Here is an 18,439-nt window from a genome sequence, read left to right on the forward strand (position 1 = left end):
TAGATCGCCGAATCACGGCGACGCTCTCCGGTGTGGGACGTGAGATGACCGACGACGACACCCGTTACGGGGCGTACGCCCCGCCGCCTGACGATTATGACACCTATGACGCGCGTGAAGAGGAGCAGGACCGCCGCGGCTGGTTGTTCCTGGGCGCTTCGGCGGTGGTCATGGTCCTGTTCGTGGCGGTGGTTTACAACACCTTCCAGCTGGGTGTGCGCGAGCGCGGTGAGAACCCCGTGATCACCGCCGACGCCGAGCCCTATCGCGTCGCGCCCGAGGATCCGGGCGGTTATGAAGCGCCCGATCAGGACCTCTCCGCCTATGAGCTGCGTGAAAACAGCGAAGGGGAAGCCGAGCTCGAGACGCCGCCGGCGCGGACTGTTTCCGAAGAACCCGTGATCCAGGACCCGGCGCCTCAAGCGCAGGACATGCCGGCCCTGCAAGTGGAGACCGCCAGTGCGGATGCGCTGGATGATCCCGCGCCCTCGGACCCCCAACCGGCTGCGCCTCAGCCGGACCCAGAGCCTGCGCCAGCCCGGGCTGAGCCGGCCCGTCCGGACCCGGAACCGGCGTCGACCGCCCCCGCGCGGGCAGAACCGCCATCACGGCCTGCAGCCCAGGTCGAGGGCGCCTATGTGGCCCAGATCGGCGCGTTCCGCTCGGTCGAGGACGCGGAAGCGGGATGGGTGGCGTTCACCAGCCGGTTCTCAGACCTCGCCATGGGACACGCGCCGGATATTCAGCGCGCCGACCTGGGCGATCGCGGCGTGTTCCACCGCTTGCGGGTCGCCGCCTTCGCCACGCGTGAAGACGCCGCCAATTTCTGCGCGTCCCTGGACGCACGGGGCCAAGCCTGCCTGGTGGCGCGTCGATGAGTGTGACGGCAGCGCTTTATGGGCTGGAAGGGGAAACCCTGACCCCGGATGAGAAAGCCTTTTTCAGGGATGCGGATCCGTGGGGCTTCATCCTGTTTGCGCGCAATGTGGACAGCCCCAGGCAGGTGCGCCGTCTGACGGGCGCCTTGCGCGATGCGGTCGGCCGTGAAGCGCCCATTTTCATCGACCAGGAAGGCGGCCGGGTGCAGCGCCTGCGTCCGCCGCACTGGCGCGCCGCCCCGCCGGCCCGGGTGTTCGGCGAACTCTACGACCGAGCCCCCGAGCTGGCGCTCGCCGCAGTGAAGCTGAACCATCAATTGCTGGCCCACGAGCTGATTGAACTCGGGATCGATGTGGATTTCGCGCCCTGTGCGGACCTTTCGGTGCCCGGCGCCCATGACGTGATTGGCGATCGCGCTTTCCACACCGAACCGGAGCCCGTCGCGCAGATGAGTACGGCGGCGCTGGAGGGCCTGCTCGATCAGGGCGTGCTGGGCGTCATCAAGCATATGCCCGGTCACGGCCGCGCGGCGGCGGACAGTCATCTCGAACTGCCCGTTGTGACGACAGATGCGGAAACCCTCTATACGCGCGATTTTGAAGCCTTCAAGGGCATCAAGGGCGCGCTGATGGCGATGACCGCCCATGTGGTCTATGCCGCGATCGACAGCGAGCACACCGCCACCCAGTCGCGTGACGTGATCGACGGGGTGATCCGCGGCGCCATTGGCTTTGATGGCCTTCTGATGACCGATGATCTGTCCATGCAGGCGCTGGAAGGCTCTCTGCGCCATCGCGGCGAGCGCGCGCTGGCGGCGGGGTGTGAGCTTCTCATGCATTGCAATGGCCAGATGGATGAGATGGTCGAAGTCGCCCACGCCGCGCCGGACCTCTCCGGTCGGGCGCGGGAAAGGGCTGGACTGGCGCTTGACGCCCGGCACAGCCCGAACGTGTTTGATCCCGCCGAAGGCGTGACTCGTCTGAAAGCTCTCTTTGCCGAGGGAGGCGTGCCGCTTCAGTCATGACCGACCTGTTTGACGGTTTCGAGGAGGATGAATTCTCCGCCGCCAAGGAGGCTGGCGCGACCGAAGCGCTGATTCTCGATATCGGGGGCTGGGAAGGCCCGCTTCACCTGCTCTTGGCGCTGGCGCGCAAGAACAAGGTGGACCTCGCGGTCATCTCGATGGTGGAGCTGGCTGACCAGTATCTCCTCTTCATCGACAAGGCCCGCACCCACCGCCTTGATATAGCGGCGGAATATCTCGTGATGGCGGCCTGGCTGACCTATCTCAAATCGCGTCTTCTGCTGCCCAAGCCGCGACCGGCCGACGATGAGCCGGAGCCAGAGGAAATGGCGGCGGCTCTTGCTTTCCGACTGAGTCGTCTCGAAGCCATGCGCGCGGCCGGCGATGCGCTGTTTGCGCGCCCGCTTCAGGGACGCGATGTCTTTACCCGTGGCGCGCCCGAGGGCGTGCGCTCGATCCGGACGCCGCTCTATGAAGCCGAGCTATATGATCTGCTCAAGGCCTACGCGACCCGTCGAGAGCGGCAGTCCTTCGCCACCTACCAGCCCAAATCGCCCAATGTTTACAGCCTGGAGAATGCTCGCAAGCGTCTTACGGGCGTCGCGCGAACGCTAAGCGGCTGGGCGAGGCTCGACGAGCTGCTGCCTGACGAGGATGAGCTGGGCTATGACGCGCCAAGCCAGGATTCGGTGCTGGCGTCCTCCTTGCTGGCGGCGCTGGAGATCACCAAACATGGCGAAGTGCGTCTGCGTCAGGACGAGACCTACGCCCCCATCTGGATGCGTCGGGTCGCCGAAGCGGCCGGCCTGACCGAAACAGGGGAGGGCGCCGGTCATGGCTGAGCGTGACGATGACCCGATCACCGAGGCGATCAAGGCGTTGCGTGAGCAGGCGCAGTCAGCTCCGGCTGGCGATGACGGTCCGCCCGGCGTGCGGCTCGCGATCGACAATGACGCGGCCCTGCTGCGGATCGTCGAGGCCTTGCTGTTCGCGGCCTCCGAGCCGCTTGATCTAGACACGTTGAGGGCGCGCCTGCCTGAGGACACCGATGTGCGCGGGCTGATCAATGCGCTGCAATCGAAATACGCCGATGCCGGGGTGAATCTGGTCGAGGTGGGCGGGCGCTGGCGCTTCCAGACGGCTGAGGATCTGAGCTGGCTGTTGCGCACCGAGCGCGAGGAGCCGCGCAAGCTGTCCCAGGCCGCGCTCGAGACCCTCGCCATCATCGCCTACCACCAGCCGGTGACACGCGCCGAGATCGAGGAGATCCGCGGCGTCGCGGTCTCCAAGGGCACGCTGGACCAGCTCCTGGAGATGAAGTGGATCCGCCTGCGCGGGCGTCGGCGTACGCCGGGTCGTCCGGTGACGTATGGCGTTACGGACGCTTTCATGGACTATTTCGGGCTGGCCAATCTGTCTGACCTGCCGGGCGTGTCCGATCTCAAGGCGGCGGGGCTGCTTTCGAGCCGCCTGCCGCCGGACTTCTCCATACCGGCGCCCGGGCAGATCATCCCTGATTCCGATGAGGAGCTGTTCAGCGAGGACGAGGCGGCCCAGTTCCATATGGACTTCCTGGAAGGCGAGGATCCGGACGCCTGAGAGTCTTGTCACTGAAATGTTGAGGCGGAGCTGACCGGGTTATTGGACCCGCGCGCGGATATCCTCTAGTGAAGTGAGAACTGAGCGCCCGTGTGCGGCTGACGCGCCAGGCCTCGGACACCGTTTGCAAGGAGAGCGTCTCATGGGTGCGCATTGGACGGGTATTCTGATCGTCATCGTCCTGCTGGTGCTGCTGTTTGGCGGCCGCGGCAAGATTTCCGGGCTGATGGGCGATCTGGCCAAGGGCGTAACGGAGTTCCGCAAGGGATTGCGCGACACCCCGGATGAGGAGAAGTCCACGACCTCCCAATCCACGGCGGCGCTCAACGAGGGCGCATCCCGGGACAATTCCACCGCCCGCGAGGACGAGCGCACCGGAGGCTAGGCCATGAACCCGGCCTTTGGTTTTCAGGAGCTGATCGTCATCGTCATTCTGGCGCTGGTCGTGGTGGGGCCCAAGGACCTGCCATTGATGGTGCGCCGGGTGGGCAAGATGATCGGCCAGATCCGCGCCACGGCGCGTGAGTTCCAGCGCAGCTTTGACGAGCTTGGCCGCGAGGCCGAACTCGCCGAATTGCGCAAGGAAATCAATTCTCTGAAGGCCAATAATCCGATCAAGGAAATGGAGCGCGATTTCCTCGAAGCGGACCGCGAGATGATGCGGGACATGGAAGAGCGTCCGCACCCGCGCATTGCGCGCCCCATGAACGACCCTGAACCCCAGGGGGGCGAGGCGCTGACGCCTGATCCTGAAGCGCCGAAGGCGAGCGCGCCCGCCGGTGATGCCGGCAAGCCCGGAGAGGGCTGATGTCCACCCCCGAACTTGAGCATGAAGACGAGGTCGAAGCCTCGCGTGCGCCGCTCATGGCGCATCTGGAAGAGCTGCGCGACCGCCTGATCTGGGAGATGGGCGCCGTCGTCATCGGTTTTGTGATCTGCTTCGTCTTCGCGGAGTGGATCTATAATGTGCTGCTGGTCCCGTTCGAGAATGCGGCCCGTCAGGTGCGCGGCGACGCGCTGGATCTGCAATTGATCTTCACCGCGCCGCTCGAGTTCTTCTTCGTCAAGCTCAAGCTGGCCCTGTTCGGCGCCATCGTGCTGGCCTTTCCGATGCTGGCCTATCAGGTCTGGGCGTTTGTGCGTCCGGGGCTGTACAAGAATGAGCGTCTGGCCTTCGCGCCCTTCCTTCTGGCCTCGCCCATCCTGTTCGCGGCGGGGATGGCGTTCGTCTATTACGTCATCCTGCCCTTCGTGATGAGCTTTGCGCTGGGCCAGGAGCAGATCGGGCAGGAGGGCCGCGCGAGCATCCAGCTGCTCACGCGCGTGTCGGAATATCTCAACCTCGTCACCACGCTGGCGCTCGCCTTCGGCATCAGCTTCCAGCTGCCCGTATTGCTCTCGCTTCTGGGCAAGGCGGGGATCATCACCTCGGGCGATCTGATCCGGTTCTGGAAGTTTGCGCTGGTGGGCATTGCGGCCTTCGCCGCCTTTGTGACCCCGCCGGACCCGATCAGCCAGCTCTTCCTGGGCGCGGCCATGTTCGGGCTGTACGCCCTGTCGATCCTCGCTGTGAAGCTCGTGGAGCGTAAGCCGGACGAGGACGCCTAGTCCTTCATCCGCCGCTGCACACGCGGCTGACACATCCATTTGAAGTGTGGACGATAGGCGCCTGCGCGAGTATCACGCGGGTTCCCTTCACCCGTTCGACCCTTGAGTTTTGACATGCACGATATCCGCCTGATCCGCGACGAGCCGGCCGCTTTCGACGCCGCCATGGCCCAGCGCGGCCTGGAGCCCCAAGCCCAGCGCCTGATCGATCTGGACGCGCGCCGCCGCGAGGCGACCACGCGCCTGCAAGAGGTGGAGACCGAGCGCAATTCAAAGTCCAAGGAGATCGGCAAGGCCAAGGCCCAGGGCGACGAGGACCGTTTCAACGCTCTGCGCGCCGAGGTGGAGAGCCTGAAATCGGAAATGGAACGCCTGACCGAGGAGGCGCGCACGGCCGAGGAAGTGCTCAACCAGCATCTGGCGGCCCTGCCGAACCGTCCCGCGGAGGATGTGCCCGAAGGCGCAGACGAGAATGACAACGAGGAAGTGCGCGGCTGGGGCGAACCGCGCGCCTTCGACTTTGAACCGGTCGATCACGTCACCGTGGGTGAGCGCCTGGGCCTTGATTTCGAGCGCGCGGCCGCCATGTCCGGCGCCCGTTTCGCCGTACTGCAGGGCCCGCTGGCGCGGCTTGAGCGTGCGTTGGGCCAGTTCATGCTCGATCTGCAGACGACCGAGCATGGCTATCGCGAAACCTCGGTGCCCTACATGGTGCGCGATGAAGCCCTGTTCGGCACGGGCCAGCTGCCGAAATTTGCGGAAGACCTGTTCCGCACCACGGATGATCGCTGGCTGATCCCGACGGCTGAGGTGCCGCTGACCAATCTCGTGCGCGACTCCATCCATGCCGAAGACAGCTTCCCGATCCGCATGACGGCGCTGACCCCGTGCTTCCGTTCGGAAGCGGGCTCGGCGGGACGCGATACCCGCGGTCTGATCCGCATGCACCAGTTCCTGAAGGTCGAGCTCGTCTCGATCACCACGCCCGAGCAGTCCGAAGACGAGCTTGAGCGCATGACGCAGTGCGCCGAGGAAGTGCTGCGCCGCCTCGAGTTGCCCTATCGCGTCATGAAGCTGTGCACGGGCGATATGGGCTTCTCCGCGCGTCGCACCTATGACCTCGAAGTCTGGATGCCGAGCCAGAACACCTATCGCGAGATCAGCTCATGCTCGACCTGCGGCGACTTCCAGGCGCGCCGCATGAATGCGCGCTATCGCAAGGAGGGCGAGAAGAAGCCCGACTTCCTGCACACGCTGAACGGCTCGGGGCTGGCGGTGGGGCGTGCGCTCGTCGCGATCCTTGAGAACCACCAGCAGGCGGACGGCTCGGTCTACATCCCTGAGGCGCTGCGCCCCTATATGGGCGGCGTCGAGGCGATCCAGCCGTGAGCCAGCCGCGCATCCTTCTCGTCAATGATGACGGCATTCACGCGCCGGGCCTGAGCGTGCTCGAAGAGATCGCGCGCACCCTGTCAGACGATGTCTGGACAGTGGCGCCGGCGGAAGAGCAATCCGGCATGGGCCGGGCGCTGACCCTGAATGCGCCCCTGCGCGTGCACCAGTATGACGACAGGCGCTATTCGGTGTCCGGCACGCCGACCGATTGCGTCCACATGGCGATGGACATCCTGATGAAGGATGCGCGTCCGGACCTGCTGCTCTCCGGCGTGAACTCAGGCCAGAACATCGCCGAGGACGTGACCATGTCCGGCACGGTCGCCGCCGCCATGCATGGCGTCCAGATGGGCGTGCGTTCGGTGGCCCTGTCCCAGGCCTATGGCTTTGAGGGACGCGCCAAGATCCGCTGGGAAACGGCGCGCCAGCATGGGCCACGGGTTCTGAAGGCCTTGCTCGAGACGCCCTGGAGTGAGAACACGCTGCTGAATGTGAACTTCCCCGACCGGGCTCCGGACAAGGTCGCCGGCGTGGAAGTCACGGCCCAGGGGCAACGCGATCAGGTGGTGCTGCGCGCGGATGCGCGCACCGACCTGAGAGGGCGTGACTATTACTGGCTGGGCTTTAACGGCAAGCTGTCCGACCCGGCTGTCGGCACGGATCTGCGCGCGGTGTATGAAGGACGGATATCGGTGACGCCGCTGCATCTGGACCTGACCAATTACGAGGCCCGGACCCGACTCAAGGATGCGCTTGGAGAGACGCTCGACTGATGACCGGCATGCCCGACACCCGCATGATCCAGCTTGTGATGGCGCTGCGGCGGGCGGGCGTCTCGGACAAGCAGGTGCTGATGGCCATCGAGCGCACCCCGCGCGAACTCTTCGTGCCGCAGGGCTTCGCCGATCAGGCCTTCGAGAACCGCCCATTGCCCATTGATTGCGGGCAGACCATCTCCCAGCCCTTCGTGGTGGCGGCGATGACGGAGGCGCTCAAGCTCAATGATCGCTGCAAGGTGCTCGAGATCGGCACCGGCTCGGGCTATCAGGCCGCCGTGCTCGCGCGCCTCTCGCGCCGGGTCTATACGGTGGAGCGCTACCGCACCCTCGCCAAGGAGGCTGAGGCCCGGTTTCACCAGTTGCGCCTGTCCAACATCGTGCCCCGTATTGGCGACGGATCGGTCGGCTGGCCTGAACAGGCGCCGTTTGACCGGATCATTGTCACGGCGGCCGCAGCTTCGCGTCCTGAGACTTTGCTGGAACAGCTCAAGCCCGGCGGGATTTGCGTGGCCCCGGTCCAGAACGGGACCGTTCAGACCCTGATGCGCTATGACTGCTCGGAAACAGGCGAACTCAGCGAGACGGCTCTGTTTGACGTGCGTTTCGTGCCGCTCGTGCCGGGCGAGGCCCGCGCGCTCTAGCGGTCATAAAGATCACCCTCTCAATTCGCTCCATCTCGTGTTAACCTCGCCTGCAGGGGGAGACGCGGCGGGCCGAGGCCCGCCTGGAGAAAAGGAGCTCGGTATGAAATACGTTGCTGCTATGACGGCTCTTGGCGCATCGCTGGTCATGGGCGGCGCCGCCCTGGCGCAGTCAGATGCGATGTCAGACGTCCCGTTCGTGCCTGAAGGCTATGAGCTGACGGGGCAGACCCGCACCTGTCTTCCGCTGAGAAGCATTGATGACATCACGCCGCTCAATGAAGACGCCTGGCTCGTGACCACGAATTCCCGGGATGCCTATGTCTCGCGTGTGAATGGCGGCTGCCGTGCGGCGACGCGGCCTTTCACCTATCTCAGCTACAGCGTTCCGGGCGCGCAACTGTGTCGCGGCGAGATCGTCACCGTGATGGATCAGGGCATGAACTCACCGGTCGGCAGCTGCTCGATCGGGACCTTCGAGGAACTCAGCCCGCTTCCCGAAGACGCGAGCTAAAGTCAACACACGGTTAACGCTCATAAGTCATTCTGCCCCTTCGTAGGACACGATAGGGCAGGGTGCATGCGCCCCAGACTGCGCACAATATTGCTGGGACTGAGCGTCGCGGCGGCCGTGTCCGCTTGCGCTGCTCCTGTACGTGCGCCCGCGCCTATCGAGCATGGCGGCTCCGGCGCGGCGCGCGCACAGGGGGGATGCGGACGCAGCCTCACGGTTCAGTCTGGCGATACGCTGTACGCCATCGCCCAGCGATGCGGGGTTTCCCTCGCGGATCTGGCCGCTGAAAACGGTCTGCGTGAACCCTATACCCTGCAGCGCGGACAGACCGTGCGCTTGCCCGGCCCGTCCGTTTACACGGTGCGCAGGGGCGATAATCTGTATCGCATCGCGCTGGCTCACGGCATGAGCACCGAAGAGCTGGCCCGGCTCAACAGCCTGCGTCAGCCTTACACGATCTATCCCGGACAGGAGCTGGCCGTGCGCGGACAGGCGCGGTCCGTTGTCGCACAGGCCCAGCCGGCCAGCAGCGGCGCCAGCGCCCAGCCCTCCGCGCCGACGCGACGGGCCAGCCCGCCGCCTCGCGCCTCGACCGCGAATGCGCCAAGCTTCCAATGGCCGCTGCAGGGCCAGGTGATCACACCGTATGGCGGCGCTGAGGGCGCCCGCATTGACGGCATCCGGATCGCCGCGCGTCTCGGAGACCCGGTGCGCGCTGCGGCGGATGGAGAAGTGGTGTATGCGGGCAATGAGTTGCAGGGCTATGGCGAGCTTGTTCTCATTCGTCACGAGAACAATTGGGTGACGGCCTATGGCCTGAATTCGATCCTGCGGGTGAATGTGGGCGACCGGGTCACCGCTGGGCAGCACATTGCCGACGCCGGAGCTTCCGGTTCGGAAACCCGCACCGCCCTGCATTTCGAGGTCCGGCGCGGGGTCAGCCCGGTCGATCCGATGCAGGTTTTGCCGTCGCGATAGGGCCCGGCTGAGCAAATCCGGTGAGGACGTACCGCCGGGTCTTGTTGCATGCCGCGCGCACCCCGATATATTCCGGCAACCCTAAACCGCTCGTTCTCATCGGAGCCGCCATGTTTTCTGCGACCGACTCTGTCTTTCTTGCCACCACCGCCGCCTCCGGCGCCCAAGGTGGGCTGGGCTACATGATCATGCAGTTCGCCCCGTTCATCCTGATCTTCGTGGTCTTCTATTTTCTGCTGATCCGGCCGCAGCAACAGAAAGCCAAGGCGCACCGTGAAATGGTGGAAGGTCTTCGCAAGGGCGATGAAGTCGTCACGTCCGGCGGCATGATCGGCAAGGTCACCCGCGTGGCCGATGCGGAAGCCACTGTGGAGCTGGCCGAAGGCGTCCGGGTGAAAGTGCTCAAGCACACCATCATGGAAGTGCGCACGCGCACCGAGCCGGCCAATGACGCCGCCGACGCCAAGTCTGCTGACTAAGGCCTGACTGACATTCCGGCGTCGGGTCCTGGGCCCGGCGCCGCCGGACGCTTGAGTGCCCCATGCTGTATTTCGCTCCCTGGAAGACGACGGTCGTCACCCTCGTCATCCTGATCGGCCTGCTCTTCACCCTGCCCAATTTCGTGCCCGAGAACGTCCGTCTGGACGCCAATGGCGAGCCCAAGGGCGTGTTCACGGTCCTGCCGCACCAGACCATCAATCTGGGTCTGGATCTGCGGGGCGGCTCACACCTGGTCTTCCAGGTGGACATGGATGAAGTGCGTCAGGAGCGTCTGGAAAACCTGCAGGATGACGCCCGAAGCGCCCTGCGGCAGGATCCGCCGATCCTGCTGTCCGGGTCGCCGGCTGTAGTGGAAGGCCAGGTGCTGGTCCGCCTGTCGCGGCCTGAAGACATGGACCGGGCCATGGAGCGGCTGGAGGAGCTGAGCGAGCCGATCACCACAGCGACCGGCGCCCAGGGTCTCAACCAGACCCTCGCCATCACCCGGGGCGATGATGATCGCACCATCCGGATGGCGATTACCGAGGCGGCCCTGGACTCCATCCGTCAGCGCACCGTGACCCAGTCCATCGAGGTCATCCGTCGCCGCGTGGACTCCACCGGCACCACCGAGCCCAATATCGCGCGTCAGGGCGAGGACCGCGTGCTCGTCCAGGTGCCGGGCGAAAACGATCCTCAACGCATCATCGATATTGTCGGGACGACCGCGCGTCTGACCTTCCACATGGTGGAAGAGGGCGTGACCATTAATCCCGATGGCACGGGCCGAACGCCGCCCGGCGTGATGATCCTGCCCTCCGAACGGTCCAGCGAACCCTTCCTTGCGGTCCAGCGCCGTCCGCTGGTCACAGGCGAGCAACTGGTCAACGCCGGTCAGGCCTTTGACCAGAACGGCCAGCCGGCGGTGAACTTCCGTTTCAACACGACGGGCGCCCGCGCGTTCGCGGACGCGACCACCCAGAATCGGGGCCGACGCTTCGCCATCGTGCTTGATGACACCATCATCTCTGCGCCCGTGATCCGAAATCCGATTACGGGCGGCTCCGGCATCATCGAGGGCGGCTTCACCATGCAGTCGGCGACCGACCTCGCCAACATGCTCAATGCGGGCGCGCTGCCGGCGCGTCTGACCCCGGTGGAACAACGGACCGTCACGGCGTCTCTCGGTGCAGACTCGGTTGCACGTGGTGAAACGGCCGTCCTGATCGGCTTTGGCCTCGTTATCGTCTTCATGGCGCTGGCCTACGGCTTTTTCGGCATTGTCTCGACCCTGGCGCTGCTGGCGAACATCCTGCTGCTTCTGGGCGCTCTGTCCGGGCTCCAGGCGACGCTGACCCTGCCGGGCATTGCCGGCATCGTTCTGACCATCGGCATGGCGGTGGACGCCAATGTGCTGATCTTTGAACGGGTCAGGGAGGAGTACAGGCTGGGACGAACCGTCACCACAGCCTTTGAGGCCGGGTATTCGCGCGCCCTGTCCGCCATTCTGGACGCCAACATCACTACGCTGATCGCCGCCGCCGTGCTCTACATGCTCGGCGCGGGACCCGTGCGCGGCTTTGCGGTGACGCTGGGCCTGGGCATCCTGACCTCGGTCTTCACCGCCTTTGTATTTTCTCGTCTTCTGATTTCGATCTGGCTCCGCACGAGCCGGCCGAAAACGCTGGCAATGTAAGGGGAGGCGATCATGGCGCTTGCACTCGTCCGTCTCATTCCGACTGACACCAACATCCCCTTCATCAAGGTCCGCTTCGCCGCCTTCCTGGTGTCCGTGGCCCTGATACTGGGATCTCTCGGGGCGTTTTTCACCCTGGGGCTCAATTTCGGAATCGATTTCCGCGGCGGCACCGCCATCGAGGTCAGGACCGAAGGACCGGCCGATCTTGGCGCATTGCGTTCTGTTATGGAGGGCCTGCAGCTGGGCGATGTCCAGGTCCAGGGCTTCGGCTCGGAGAATGAAGCGCTGGTTCGTGTTGGCCAGGTCTCGGCAGAGCGTGTGAACGAGCTTGAGGGGCATGCGGTCGAGAATGATGCGGAGGCCCAGCAGGCCGTGCGTCAGTATGTGTCCGATACGCTTGAGCGCGAGTTTCCCGGCATCACCTTCCAGAAGATCGAATCGCTGAGCCCTCAGGTGTCCGGCGAACTTGTGGTGGCGGGCGCCACCTCGATTGGCGTCGCGCTTTTCCTGATGCTGGTCTACATCTGGTTCCGCTTCGAATGGCAGTATTCGGTGGGCGCGGTCCTGGCGCTGATCCATGACGTGATCGCCACGATCGGCTTCTTCGCAATCACCCAGCTTGAATTCAACCTGTCCACCATCGCGGCGATCCTGACGATCGTGGGCTATTCGATGAACGACACCGTCATCGTCTATGACCGGATCCGCGAGGACTTCCGCAAGTTCAAGACACGCCCCACGGTGGACGTGCTGAACGGGGCCATCAACTCGACCCTCTCGCGCACCATCCTGACCTCCGGCACCACGATGATCGCCATTGTCGCCATGGCCGTGATCGGCGGCCCGGCCCTGCAGGGGTTTGCACTCGCCCTGATCTGGGGTGTCGGCGTGGGTACGTATTCGTCCATCTTCGTGGCGGCGCCGCTTCTGACGCTGACCGGCGTGAAACGGACTTCCGACGACGACGCCGAAGGGGGCGCTCTTGCCCCGTAATGCGTCAGGCACAGGCCTGCCTCCGATTGACGCGTTCGGCGATGGCGGTTTTCGCATCGCCGGCGTGCGCAAGGAGGGGGCGACCCTGATTGTGGATGGGGCGGCTCGCCCCTGGACGCGTCAGGGAGAGACCCTGACCCTTGAGGATTTGCGGATATTCATCGACCGGCCGGATCGCCCCGACATGGTGATACTGGGTGTTGGCGAGCGTCTGATACATCCGCCCGCCGCTGTCCGGCAGGCCTTCCGGGACGCCGGGATCGGGCTTGAGGTCATGGACACCGCAACCGCATGCCGGACCTATAATCTTCTGGCGGGCGAGGGGCGCAATGTCGCCGCGGCGCTGATCTCGGTTTAGAGTCTGTTTACCGTGTCTGAGGTTTTATCCGGATGCGATTAAGTCCCTTATGTATGAGGCTTTTTCACGATTTTTCTTAAGTGAGTTGAAAAATGCCGAATACGGGCGAGACGCTTCAGATCATTGAACGGACTCTGGACGGAACAATCAGCTATACGGCGATTGTCGGGTTCACGATGAAGCCCATCCTCGAGCGCGCCGTGAAAGACTATACGCGCAAGGCCCTGAACCATGATGTCCTGATTGTGGATTATCGCAGGGGCGACCCGATTATCGAGCCCCATGACATCTCGACCTTTTTTGAGCGGACAGGCGATATCTGGACCAAGCCGGACCTGTTCATCTACCTCTATAACGACGCCAATCGCATGCGGACCGCGCATCTGAGCAAGCTCATCCTGATGCGCGGCGGAAAGGCGATCGCCCTTCCCAGCTGGCAGGCCGCCGCCGACCACCTTGGACGGGATCTCGGCGACGATCCGCTCAGCGCGCTTTCAGCCTGAAGTCAGGATTCCGGCGTGATCGCGCCATAGACCAGCCGGTCAAAGACAGCGCGCGCGCCTATGGTCTCCGATGTGGTGGGGCCCGGCTGTTCCTGGCTCATGATCACCGCGACAACGCCGGTCGAAGGGCTGATGAAGAATTCGGTGTCGAAATAGCCCGACCAGCCAAAATCGCCCGTATTGCGGACCGGGTGCTCACCAGGGCCGTCATAGATCACGCCTACGCCATAGCCATAGCCCAGATCGATCGCATCCATGCGATCGGGCATGCGGTCCGCCTGGACGTGAGCGGTCGCCATGTCCGCGACGGTGTCCCGCGATAGCAGGCGCACGCCTTCGAATTCGCCGCCATTGGCGAGCATCTGGGCGAAGCGGATATAGTCATTCGCCGTGGACAGCAGCCCCGCGCCGCCCGCTTCGATCGGGCTGTCCGGAATGGTGTCCTGACTGTCAGACAATCGGGTCAGGGCGCCGTCCTCCCCATGGGTGTAGACGGCGGCGAGACGATCGCGCTGATCATCGCGCAGGAAAAAAGTGGTGTCGTTCATGCCCAGAGGGCGGAAAATGCGCTGCTGGCTGAAGTCCTCAAGGCTCTGTCCTGACGCCACGGTCACCAGGTGGCCCAGCACATCGCTGGCGTAGGAGTAGAACCAGGCCGAACCCGGCTGGAAATACAGAGGCAGGCCCGCCAAGGTCTCCATGCGGCTGTTCATGTCGCCTTCGGCGGAATAGATGTCATTCCCGATATAGAGCGCGCCCAGATTGCTCTCATAGTCAAAGACATAGCCGAGCCCGGACGTGTGGGTCAGAAGGTCTTCCACCGTCATCGCGCGCGCGGCCGGGACCGTGGGGATTTCATAGTTCTCATCGCGTTGCAGCGAGGTGGCGACGCGGACATTCGCGAAAGCGGGGATGTAATCGCTGACCGGATCATCCAGCGCGATCACGCCGTCCTCAACCAGCATCAGCGCAGCCACCGCCGTCACCGGCTTGGTCATGGAGGCGACGCGCACCACGGTATCGGCCGTCATGGGGCGCTCGGCTTCCAGATCGGCGTAGCCGGCCGTGGCGGTGTGCATCACCTCGCCATTGCGCGCGAGCACGGCGACATAACCGGCGCGCTGACGCGCGGCGGCCAGCTCCACGAGCCGACTGTCGAGCTGGGCGAGACCCTCTTCACTGAAGCCCTGAGCGGCGGGCGCCGGGGCGGCGCTTTGGCTTGGCGCCGGTTCGGGCGCTGACGTTCCTGCAGGGTCGCCACAGGCGGACAGGGTGAATGCCAGCGCAAGCGCGGCGAGAGAGGCGCCGGTGCGCCAGTGTGACAGGTCGATCCGCATGTGGCCCCCAAAGACATAAAAAAAACGGCTGCGGTGAAGGTCACCGCAGCCGCTCTTTTCGTCAACGCTTAAAGAATTCAGGCGCTGGCCAGGTTCTGGTTGGCGAAGTCCCAGTTCACGAGCTTGCCCAGGAAGTCGCCGATATAGTCCGGACGGCGGTTCTGGTAGTCGAGATAATAGGCGTGCTCCCAGACATCCATGGTCAGCAGCGGGGTGGCGCCGTCGGTGATCGGGTTTTCCGCGTTCAGCGTCTTGCGCACTTCCAGCTTGTCGCCGTTCTTGACGAGCCAGGCCCAGCCCGACCCGAACTGGCCGGCGCCGGCGGCTTTGAACTCTTCAGCGAACTTGTCGTAGGAACCGAAGGAGTTGTCGATGGCCTCGGCGATGGCGCCCGTCGGCTTGCCGCCGCCATTGGGGCTCATCGAGTTCCAGTAGAAGGTGTGGTTCCAGATCTGGGCGGCGTTGTTGAACACGCCCATGTTTTTCTCGGACCAGCTTTTCTTGATGACCTCTTCCAGGCTCAGACCTTCATAGTCGGTGCCCTTGATGGCGTCATTGGCCTTGTCGACATAGGCTTTATGGTGCTTGCCGTGGTGGAAGCTCAGGGTTTCGCCGGAGATATGCGGCGCCAGAGCATCTTGGGCATAGGGCAGGTCGGGAAGAGTGAACGCCATGTCGGCCTCCTTTGGGAGTGTGAGCGAGAGGGTGCTCATAGGGTGCGGCGGCCTGTTGGAAGACCGCCATACTCAGGTATTACGCACGAGCTAGATATGGGTTCCAACCCGTATGTGTCTACTGGCGAGAGAGAAAAGCGTGACTGATTTCGACAGCCTGCTGGCCGCGAACGACCCTGAACGGCGCATGGCGGCGCTGTTTGCGCCGGCCGAACTTCGCGCACGCCTGTATGCGCTCTATGCCTATTATCACGAGATCGCGCAGATTCCCGACAAGGTGTCAGAGCCTGTGATCGGGGAGATGCGGCTGGCCTGGGCGCGCGAAGCGACGGCGGATCTGTTTGCAGCCCCGCCCAAGGTGCGCCGCCATGACGTCTATGAAGCGCTGTCTGAATTGCGCGAAGCGCCGGGCGCTCCTGACGAGGCTGCATTGGTCGGCCTTATAGAGGCGCGCAGCGCCGACCTGGGGGAGGGGCCGTTCCCGACCCGCGAAGACCGCCGCGATTATGTGGACCGGACCTCAGCCGCGCTGATGCGGATCGCCGCACGGCTGCTGAAGCCGGATCTTGATCTCGGCGGCGAAGCGGGCGCCGCCATCCAGGCGGCGGGCCGCCTGTGGGGGTTTGCAGGGCTGCTGCGCGCCTTTGCGCCGCTCGTTCAGGCCGGACGTCCGCCTTACAGCGCAGACGAGCTCGCGGGCGCGGACATGAGCGAGGCGGATCTGAGAGCGGGGCGCAAGCCCGAGGTCGCAAGGGCGGCGCTCTCGGGGCTGATCACCGAAGCGCAGGAGGCTGCGGGCATGCTCAGCCGAACCCGCAGCGCCCTGCCGGCCGAGGTCTTTCCGGCGGTGGGCTATGCCTCGCTGGCCCGCGGGTATCTGAAAAGCGCTCAGGGGCTAGGCGATCCTTTCCGCGAACAGATCGCGCGCGGGCCGCTTGGGCAAAACGCGCGCCTGACCTGGGCGTCGCTGACGGGACGGGTCTAGTCGCCGATTTCCGTGTCCAGGAATTGCGCCATGGCTTCCAGAACGGCAAGTCGCGTTGGGTAATCCTCCAGGCTGTGATCGCCGCCTTGCAGGCGGGTGAACTCGACCTCCTTGTGTGCCCGTCGCAACGCACGCTCCATGATCCGGCTCTGTTCCTCGGGAACGACCGTATCATCGCGGCTGTGAAGAAGCAGAACAGGGGCTTCAACCGCTTCCGCATGCTGGGCGGGGGAGAGGGCGCGCAATTGCTCACCGCTGGCGCGTCCATCCGGTTCGCCGCTGAAATGCTGGTTCCAGTAGCGGAAGGACTGTGACTCCCGCCCGAACCGGTTCTCGATATAGTTCAGGAAGTTGTCGGCGTCCGACAGGGCGTTGATGGCGATGGCGCAGTCATACAGACCGGGCGTGAAGGCTGCGCCCGCCAGAGCCGCATAGCCGCCATAGCTGCCCCCGGCGATGCAGACCCGGTCCGCCAGTCCTTGTTCGCGAAGCCAGTTCACAGCATCCGTGAGATCATCTTGCATCACGCCACGCCCCCATTGGCCATAACCGGCTTCCATCCAGCGTTCGCCGAAGCCGGCTGAGCCGCGATATTGCGGCTGCAGGACGCCAAATCCCTGGCTCGCCAGGTAATGGGCAAAATAGTCAAACCCGTCCACGTCCCGCGAAGCCGGGCCGCCATGGACCAGAAGGACGAAGGGGTGAGGGCCCTCGCCTGCAGGCCGGGCGAGATAGGCCGGGATCGTGACGCCGTCACGCGCCGTATAACTGACAGGGTCTCGTTGGGGCAGCGTCTGTCCGTAGAGTTCGGGATAGCGCGCCCGGAGCGGAGTGACATTCCAGCTCGCAAGGTCGACCAGATGATACACGGATGGCGCATCAGCCTCGGACACGGCGATGACAAACTTCATCCGGTCCGGCGTCCAGTCCACAAGCGTGACGCGGGCGCCATTGAAGGCCTGATCCAGATTGGCCTGCAGCGCCGCCAGCTCTTCATCGAACCATTGCGTGGAGGTTCGTTCCGCCGTGATTGTGACCCCGGCCACGTAGCCCCGGTGAGGATCAATCCGGACGTCGCCTGCATCATAGCGGTCATTCTGATAGTAGATATCGCCCCAGGCGCCGTCGCTCAGGGAGAGGCGCTGCAAGCCGCTGACGCGTCCAGGCCCGTCAGTATACCGCCTCACCAGCAGCGCTTGCCCATCGGCGGTGAAGCCGGCCACTGACATGTCGATCAGGTTCTGCCGCGCTTCATACAGGATGCGCCACTGATCGTTCTCCTCGATCGCGATCTGGTACTGGTTAAGACTGTTATTATAGCTCAGGCGTACAAAGCTCCGCCCGTCCGGCGAGGATATCCAGCCCCTGGTCGTCTCGTCGCCGCGCGCTACGAGCGACATGCGACGCCCGTTTTCAGGATCGACCGAATAGAGGTTCAGCGCCCCGCGCGTGTCTCGCAGCGGCATGAACAACCGGCCCGTTTCAGGGTCTTCGCCGGCGAGACTCGCCGTGTCGAAATTATAGCCCAGATCCCGGCCTTCGCGGATCAGCTGTTCGGCCTCCATCGTATCCGCGTTGATGGTGACGAAGGCCTGGAAGTTCACATCACCTGAGACGATTCCCAGCTCTCGGGTCCGTCCGGCTGTGGCGATCAGCGTGTCTTCATCCGTCCAGAACGTGGAATAGGCGCGCATGGTGCTGAAATCGGCGGCTTCCTGCGCGCCCGTCTCAAGGTCCATGACCACCACATAGCGCTCCTCGCCCTCATGGGTGACGAACGCGATCCGCGATCCATCAGGAGAGATCGAAACGCCCTGGGTGCCCGGCAGCCGGGCAAAGGCGGAAGCCGGCAAGTCCTGAGCGTGCGCTGCTGAGCCGGAGGCCAGCGCCGAGGACATGAGAAGAGCGCCAGCGGCGCGCAGTATGGATGTGAGCATGGAATCCCCCTCTGGGGGAAACCTTCATGCAGCGCTCCCTCAAATCAAGAGAAGAG

Annotated in this window: 21 protein-coding genes; 18 read left to right on the forward strand and 3 right to left on the reverse strand. The window is 64.3% G+C overall.

The features are described from left to right. Window positions 1-44 precede the first annotated feature (44 nt). The 17 genes from B2Z70_RS03250 (at window position 45) to B2Z70_RS03330 (ending at window position 13,450) form a co-directional block, all read left to right on the forward strand. Entirely contained in the window at window positions 45-878 is an 834-nt protein-coding gene (locus B2Z70_RS03250; protein ID WP_292980938.1) for an SPOR domain-containing protein, read from the forward strand. Next, window positions 875-1,903, forward strand: a complete 1,029-nt coding sequence (nagZ, locus tag B2Z70_RS03255) for a beta-N-acetylhexosaminidase (protein WP_292980941.1) — start codon at window positions 875-877, stop codon at window positions 1,901-1,903. The genes B2Z70_RS03250 and nagZ overlap by 4 nt, the downstream gene beginning before the upstream one ends. Further along, a complete protein-coding gene (locus B2Z70_RS03260; RefSeq protein ID WP_292980944.1) occupies window positions 1,900-2,745 on the forward strand; it encodes a segregation and condensation protein A in 846 nt (281 codons plus the stop codon). Before nagZ ends, B2Z70_RS03260 begins: the two co-directional genes overlap by 4 nt. Then, a complete protein-coding gene (scpB, locus tag B2Z70_RS03265) occupies window positions 2,738-3,502 on the forward strand; it encodes an SMC-Scp complex subunit ScpB (protein ID WP_009801255.1) in 765 nt (254 codons plus the stop codon). Before B2Z70_RS03260 ends, scpB begins: the two co-directional genes overlap by 8 nt. 142 nt (window positions 3,503-3,644) lie before the next feature. Next, window positions 3,645-3,887, forward strand: coding sequence for a twin-arginine translocase TatA/TatE family subunit (locus B2Z70_RS03270; RefSeq protein ID WP_009801254.1), 243 nt, complete (start codon window positions 3,645-3,647; stop codon window positions 3,885-3,887). A 3-nt stretch (window positions 3,888-3,890) separates the two neighbouring features. Beyond that, the gene (gene tatB / locus B2Z70_RS03275) at window positions 3,891-4,310 is read left to right on the forward strand and encodes a Sec-independent protein translocase protein TatB (protein WP_009801253.1); all 420 of its coding nucleotides are present in this window, start codon (window positions 3,891-3,893) and stop codon (window positions 4,308-4,310) included. Further along, complete coding sequence (tatC, locus tag B2Z70_RS03280) at window positions 4,310-5,110, forward strand: twin-arginine translocase subunit TatC (RefSeq protein WP_292980949.1); 801 nt, start codon at window positions 4,310-4,312, stop codon at window positions 5,108-5,110. Before tatB ends, tatC begins: the two co-directional genes overlap by 1 nt. Window positions 5,111-5,224: 114 nt before the next feature. Beyond that, window positions 5,225-6,499, forward strand: a complete 1,275-nt coding sequence (gene serS, locus B2Z70_RS03285; protein ID WP_009801251.1) for a serine--tRNA ligase — start codon at window positions 5,225-5,227, stop codon at window positions 6,497-6,499. Next, window positions 6,496-7,278 (forward strand): 5'/3'-nucleotidase SurE, encoded by a 783-nt coding sequence (gene surE / locus B2Z70_RS03290; protein ID WP_292980952.1) that lies wholly within the window; start codon window positions 6,496-6,498, stop codon window positions 7,276-7,278. The genes serS and surE overlap by 4 nt, the downstream gene beginning before the upstream one ends. Beyond that, the gene (locus B2Z70_RS03295) at window positions 7,278-7,925 is read left to right on the forward strand and encodes a protein-L-isoaspartate(D-aspartate) O-methyltransferase (protein ID WP_292980955.1); all 648 of its coding nucleotides are present in this window, start codon (window positions 7,278-7,280) and stop codon (window positions 7,923-7,925) included. The genes surE and B2Z70_RS03295 overlap by 1 nt, the downstream gene beginning before the upstream one ends. Before the next feature lie 103 nt (window positions 7,926-8,028). Continuing rightward, window positions 8,029-8,439 carry a hypothetical protein gene (locus B2Z70_RS03300; RefSeq protein ID WP_292980958.1) on the forward strand — a complete coding sequence of 137 codons (411 nt, stop codon included), beginning with the start codon at window positions 8,029-8,031 and terminating at the stop codon, window positions 8,437-8,439. Window positions 8,440-8,505: 66 nt separating this feature from the next. Beyond that, window positions 8,506-9,417, forward strand: a complete 912-nt coding sequence (locus B2Z70_RS03305; RefSeq protein ID WP_292980961.1) for a LysM peptidoglycan-binding domain-containing protein — start codon at window positions 8,506-8,508, stop codon at window positions 9,415-9,417. A gap of 110 nt (window positions 9,418-9,527) precedes the next feature. After that, a complete protein-coding gene (yajC, locus tag B2Z70_RS03310; protein ID WP_009801246.1) occupies window positions 9,528-9,896 on the forward strand; it encodes a preprotein translocase subunit YajC in 369 nt (122 codons plus the stop codon). Window positions 9,897-9,958: 62 nt separating this feature from the next. Beyond that, entirely contained in the window at window positions 9,959-11,593 is a 1,635-nt protein-coding gene (gene secD, locus B2Z70_RS03315) for a protein translocase subunit SecD (RefSeq protein WP_009801245.1), read from the forward strand. A gap of 12 nt (window positions 11,594-11,605) precedes the next feature. Next, window positions 11,606-12,589: a protein translocase subunit SecF gene (gene secF, locus B2Z70_RS03320; RefSeq protein ID WP_009801244.1), complete on the forward strand. Its 984-nt coding sequence runs from the start codon at window positions 11,606-11,608 to the stop codon at window positions 12,587-12,589. After that, window positions 12,579-12,947, forward strand: coding sequence for an Mth938-like domain-containing protein (locus B2Z70_RS03325; protein ID WP_292980969.1), 369 nt, complete (start codon window positions 12,579-12,581; stop codon window positions 12,945-12,947). Before secF ends, B2Z70_RS03325 begins: the two co-directional genes overlap by 11 nt. Window positions 12,948-13,039: 92 nt before the next feature. Continuing rightward, a complete protein-coding gene (locus tag B2Z70_RS03330; RefSeq protein WP_009801242.1) occupies window positions 13,040-13,450 on the forward strand; it encodes a hypothetical protein in 411 nt (136 codons plus the stop codon). Window positions 13,451-13,452: 2 nt separating this feature from the next. Here B2Z70_RS03330 and B2Z70_RS03335 read toward each other — a convergent pair whose 3' ends face one another. Together B2Z70_RS03335 and B2Z70_RS03340 are read right to left on the reverse strand one after the other, a co-directional pair. Next, entirely contained in the window at window positions 13,453-14,787 is a 1,335-nt protein-coding gene (locus tag B2Z70_RS03335; protein ID WP_292980973.1) for a serine hydrolase domain-containing protein, read from the reverse strand. Window positions 14,788-14,864: 77 nt separating this feature from the next. Continuing rightward, window positions 14,865-15,461, reverse strand: a complete 597-nt coding sequence (locus tag B2Z70_RS03340) for a superoxide dismutase (RefSeq protein ID WP_292980976.1) — start codon at window positions 15,459-15,461, stop codon at window positions 14,865-14,867. Window positions 15,462-15,600: 139 nt separating this feature from the next. Here B2Z70_RS03340 and B2Z70_RS03345 point away from each other — a divergent pair, with 139 nt between their 5' ends. Continuing rightward, complete coding sequence (locus tag B2Z70_RS03345) at window positions 15,601-16,446, forward strand: squalene/phytoene synthase family protein (protein WP_292980979.1); 846 nt, start codon at window positions 15,601-15,603, stop codon at window positions 16,444-16,446. Here the strand turns inward: B2Z70_RS03345 and B2Z70_RS03350 are convergent. Further along, entirely contained in the window at window positions 16,443-18,383 is a 1,941-nt protein-coding gene (locus B2Z70_RS03350; protein WP_292980982.1) for a S9 family peptidase, read from the reverse strand. The genes B2Z70_RS03345 and B2Z70_RS03350 overlap by 4 nt on opposite strands. Window positions 18,384-18,439 lie beyond the last annotated feature (56 nt).

Source organism: Oceanicaulis sp. UBA6590, assembly GCF_002433705.1.
Lineage (GTDB): Bacteria > Pseudomonadota > Alphaproteobacteria > Caulobacterales > Maricaulaceae > Oceanicaulis.

Excerpts from the sequence above, each read along its gene's own strand:
- B2Z70_RS03250 (WP_292980938.1), top strand. The coding sequence starts at position 45 with ATGACCGACGACGACACCCGTTACGGGGCGTACGCCCCGCCGCCTGAC.
- nagZ (WP_292980941.1), top strand. The coding sequence starts at position 875 with ATGAGTGTGACGGCAGCGCTTTATGGGCTGGAAGGGGAAACCCTGACC.
- B2Z70_RS03260 (WP_292980944.1), top strand. The coding sequence starts at position 1,900 with ATGACCGACCTGTTTGACGGTTTCGAGGAGGATGAATTCTCCGCCGCC.
- scpB (WP_009801255.1), top strand. The coding sequence starts at position 2,738 with ATGGCTGAGCGTGACGATGACCCGATCACCGAGGCGATCAAGGCGTTG.
- B2Z70_RS03270 (WP_009801254.1), top strand. The coding sequence starts at position 3,645 with ATGGGTGCGCATTGGACGGGTATTCTGATCGTCATCGTCCTGCTGGTG.
- tatB (WP_009801253.1), top strand. The coding sequence starts at position 3,891 with ATGAACCCGGCCTTTGGTTTTCAGGAGCTGATCGTCATCGTCATTCTG.
- tatC (WP_292980949.1), top strand. The coding sequence starts at position 4,310 with ATGTCCACCCCCGAACTTGAGCATGAAGACGAGGTCGAAGCCTCGCGT.
- serS (WP_009801251.1), top strand. The coding sequence starts at position 5,225 with ATGCACGATATCCGCCTGATCCGCGACGAGCCGGCCGCTTTCGACGCC.
- B2Z70_RS03295 (WP_292980955.1), top strand. The coding sequence starts at position 7,278 with ATGACCGGCATGCCCGACACCCGCATGATCCAGCTTGTGATGGCGCTG.
- B2Z70_RS03300 (WP_292980958.1), top strand. The coding sequence starts at position 8,029 with ATGAAATACGTTGCTGCTATGACGGCTCTTGGCGCATCGCTGGTCATG.
- B2Z70_RS03305 (WP_292980961.1), top strand. The coding sequence starts at position 8,506 with ATGCGCCCCAGACTGCGCACAATATTGCTGGGACTGAGCGTCGCGGCG.
- yajC (WP_009801246.1), top strand. The coding sequence starts at position 9,528 with ATGTTTTCTGCGACCGACTCTGTCTTTCTTGCCACCACCGCCGCCTCC.
- secD (WP_009801245.1), top strand. The coding sequence starts at position 9,959 with ATGCTGTATTTCGCTCCCTGGAAGACGACGGTCGTCACCCTCGTCATC.
- secF (WP_009801244.1), top strand. The coding sequence starts at position 11,606 with ATGGCGCTTGCACTCGTCCGTCTCATTCCGACTGACACCAACATCCCC.
- B2Z70_RS03330 (WP_009801242.1), top strand. The coding sequence starts at position 13,040 with ATGCCGAATACGGGCGAGACGCTTCAGATCATTGAACGGACTCTGGAC.
- B2Z70_RS03335 (WP_292980973.1), bottom strand. The coding sequence starts at position 14,787 with ATGCGGATCGACCTGTCACACTGGCGCACCGGCGCCTCTCTCGCCGCG.
- B2Z70_RS03340 (WP_292980976.1), bottom strand. The coding sequence starts at position 15,461 with ATGGCGTTCACTCTTCCCGACCTGCCCTATGCCCAAGATGCTCTGGCG.
- B2Z70_RS03350 (WP_292980982.1), bottom strand. The coding sequence starts at position 18,383 with ATGCTCACATCCATACTGCGCGCCGCTGGCGCTCTTCTCATGTCCTCG.